Source organism: Mesorhizobium sp. M0938 (genome assembly GCF_040319125.1).
GTDB lineage: Bacteria > Pseudomonadota > Alphaproteobacteria > Rhizobiales > Rhizobiaceae > Mesorhizobium > Mesorhizobium robiniae.
This window is the reverse complement of record NZ_JAMYNS010000048.1, coordinates 1-2,841: the sequence shown is the minus strand read 5'-3', so window position 1 is coordinate 2,841 and position 2,841 is coordinate 1. Positions and strand designations below refer to the sequence as shown.

Sequence of the window (2,841 nt, the reverse complement as noted above, 5' to 3'; positions counted from 1 at the left end):
GTACCCATCCGGTGAAGACCGCAGACGTGTATCCGGCGGCCATGAGCCCCTGAGCACCGCGGTGCCGGCGTCAAGCTTTCTTTGGGGAGACGCGATGATATTCTTCGAGGAGGAGTTTGACCTCCTCGATGCCTTCATCGGTGAAGGCCAAGATCCCGTCGTCATCGTTGGCGCCGTAGACCCAGATGACGCCGTCCTCGGGCTCGAGACCGAGGGTCAGGTCCTGGATGAGCGCTTCGCTGACGCCGAGGTCCCTGGCGACACGTTCGACGGTGTAGACGTGATGCACCTTATTGCGCTGCATGATCAGGCCGCCGCTGGTTGGGCCCGCAATTTTGCGGATCTCCAATTCCACGGCAGCAAATCATCGATCCGATGGGCCGGATAGGCGGGCAGTCGGGCGAGGACGTCGGCGAGCCAGGCCTGCGGGTCGACATCGTTCATCTTGGCGCTGACGATCAGGCTGTAGAGAACGGCCGCGCGCTGTCCGCCGCGATCGGAACCGCAGAAGAGCCAGGACTTTCTGCCGAGAGCGATGCCGCGCAGGGCTCGCTCGGCTGCATTGTTGGATAGGCAGATCCGCCCATCGTCGAGGAACCGGGTGAAGGATGACCAGCGGCGCAGCATGTAGTTGAAGGCCTTGGTCAGGTCGTGCCCGCGCGAGAGCTTGTCGCGCGTCTTGATCATCCAGCGCTCGAGCTCGGTGACCAGCGGCGCGCTCCGCTCTTGGCGCACGGCGTGGCGTTGGGCCGGCGACAGGCCGTTGATCGCGCGCTCGATATCGAACAGGGCATCGATGCGCTTCACGGCTTCGACCGCCAGCGGATAGACCAGGTTGGGCTTCTCGCCGTGCGCCTTCTTGCGCGCCGCCGCTTCGACATCGGCCAGCTCAAACACTTTGCGCCGGCTGTGGGCCCAGCAGCTGGCCTCCAGAACAGGCGCCGGCTGACGACCCGTCGCATAGAGATCGCCATAACCACCAAAGGCATCGGCCTGCAGAATGCCGCTCCAGCCGGCGAGATGCGTCGCGGGATGTTCGCCTCGGCGATCGCGGGAATAGTAGAACACTGCCGCCGGCGGATCGGCGCCGCCGAACGGTCGGTCATCGCGCACATAGGTCCATAATCGGCCGGTATCGGTCTTGCCCTTGGCCAGGACCGGCACCGTCGTGTCGTCGCCGTGCAGACGCGAAGCGGCCAGCACATGGGCTTCGAGCTGCTTGAACAGCGGCATCAGCGCCGCGGCGCCGGCGCCGACCTGGTCGGCGAGCGTCGACAGGCTGAGCGGCACGCCTTCGCGGGCATAGCGTTCGGCCTGGCGGTTAAGCGGCTGATGCTGGCCGAACTTCTCGAACAGGATCATCGCCAGCAGGCCGGGACCGGCCCAGCCGCGCGGGGTGGCGTGGAAGGGCGCCGGAGCCTGGCTGATCGTCTCGCAGTCGCGGCAGGTGAACTTCTCCCGCACGTGCTGGATCACCTTCCATTGCCGCGGCACCACCTCCAGCGTCTCGGTGATATCCTCACCCAGCTTGCGCAGCCGATGACCGCCGCAGCAATGGCAAGCGGCCGGCGCCGGCTCGACCACGCGTTCGCGCGGCAGATGCTCGGGAAATGGCTGGCGCGCCGGTCGCTTGCGCATGTAAGGCGCCACCTCGGTGGTCCGGGCCGCGGCCTGTTCGGCGGCGATCTCGTCTTCCGTCGCGGTGCTCTCGAGTTCCTCGAAGGTGAGTTCCATCTGGTCGTGCAGGCGGGCTGAGCGTTCAGAACTCTGACCATGCAGCGCCCGCTGCAGCTTCCGGATCGTCAGATGCTGATGCGCGATCAGCGCCGCATCATCCGATGCCTTGGCCCTGGCGACCGCCAGTTCGGCCTCGACCAGCGCAGCGCGCGCGGCCTCGTCTTCGGCTCTGGCCAGCGCCGCGGTCAGCGCTGCTCTCAGCGCGCCAATATCGTCCGGAACAGCATCCTGGGCGGTGGCAACCATGCCCTGGAGTGAATCATAAAACGCGTCCGCTGACTCGCGGAAAATGGCGCAAACTCAAAGAAAAACTCAGCCCGCGCGCTGCGGGCGGAACGTGTGAAGCGGGTTGCGCCAATCGATCCCGTCGAGCATGTAGGCGAGCTGCGCCGGTGATATGGAAACCGTGCCGTCCGCCGGCGACGGCCATAGAAACCGGCCCTTCTCGAGCCGTTTTGCATATAGCGACATGCCGAGCCCATCATGCCAGATAATCTTGACCAGATTGCCGCTGCGGCCGCGGAAGACATAAAGATCGCCGGCATGCGGATCCCGGCCCAACGTCTCCTGAACCTGCAGGGCGAGGCCTTGCATTCCGCGACGCATATCGGTCCGGCCGACCGCCAACCAGATCCGCACCTGGCTCGGAACCGGGATCATGAAACGCCCAGCGCCTTCACCATCGCAGCTGCCAGTGTCGGCGGCGTGGTCAGCGGAATCCGCAGCCGCACCTTGCCGGCGATCTCCAGCTCGATCACCGCTGGTGGCGCCGCCGGCACCGAAGCGGCGACAGGCTTATCGGGAACCACGACAACTTCGGCAAAGCCCGTCTCGCGGGCTCTCAGCGTGCGGCGCCACTTATAGATCAGGCTGGTTGCGACATCGTACTGACGCGCTACCGCCGCCACCGTGGACCCGGGCGCGAATGCCGCGGCCAGGATCCGGCACTGATCCTCTTCACGCCAACGACGACGACGCTCCGGTCCGGTCAATAACGTCACATGGCTCATGCTGTGCTGCTAACTGCGCTCGAAAGGACGCCTTAAGAGCGCAGCTTCGCTACCGGGCCATGCTCCCGCAAGGCGGCCCTCGCCGGAGAGGTAC

The 2,841-nt window shown here is 65.7% G+C and carries 4 protein-coding genes; all 4 read right to left on the bottom strand.

The genetic code is table 11. From position 1 onward, the window contains the following. Nucleotides 1-70: 70 nt before the first annotated feature. Nucleotides 71-304 carry a hypothetical protein gene (locus NKH73_RS32485; RefSeq protein ID WP_352542595.1) on the bottom strand — a complete coding sequence of 78 codons (234 nt, stop codon included), beginning with the start codon at nucleotides 302-304 and terminating at the stop codon, nucleotides 71-73. A 2-nt stretch (nucleotides 305-306) separates the two neighbouring features. After that, the gene (tnpC, locus tag NKH73_RS32480) at nucleotides 307-1,983 is read right to left on the bottom strand and encodes an IS66 family transposase (protein WP_352939587.1); all 1,677 of its coding nucleotides are present in this window, start codon (nucleotides 1,981-1,983) and stop codon (nucleotides 307-309) included. A 66-nt stretch (nucleotides 1,984-2,049) separates the two neighbouring features. Next, nucleotides 2,050-2,397, bottom strand: coding sequence for an IS66 family insertion sequence element accessory protein TnpB (tnpB, locus tag NKH73_RS32475; RefSeq protein ID WP_352885209.1), 348 nt, complete (start codon nucleotides 2,395-2,397; stop codon nucleotides 2,050-2,052). Beyond that, complete coding sequence (tnpA, locus tag NKH73_RS32470; protein WP_352939583.1) at nucleotides 2,394-2,747, bottom strand: IS66-like element accessory protein TnpA; 354 nt, start codon at nucleotides 2,745-2,747, stop codon at nucleotides 2,394-2,396. Before tnpA ends, tnpB begins: the two co-directional genes overlap by 4 nt. Between the last annotated feature and the right edge of the window lie 94 nt (nucleotides 2,748-2,841).

Excerpts from the sequence above, each read along its gene's own strand:
- tnpA (WP_352939583.1), bottom strand. The coding sequence starts at position 2,747 with ATGAGCCATGTGACGTTATTGACCGGACCGGAGCGTCGTCGTCGTTGG.
- tnpC (WP_352939587.1), bottom strand. The coding sequence starts at position 1,983 with ATGGTTGCCACCGCCCAGGATGCTGTTCCGGACGATATTGGCGCGCTG.
- NKH73_RS32485 (WP_352542595.1), bottom strand. The coding sequence starts at position 304 with ATGCAGCGCAATAAGGTGCATCACGTCTACACCGTCGAACGTGTCGCC.
- tnpB (WP_352885209.1), bottom strand. The coding sequence starts at position 2,397 with ATGATCCCGGTTCCGAGCCAGGTGCGGATCTGGTTGGCGGTCGGCCGG.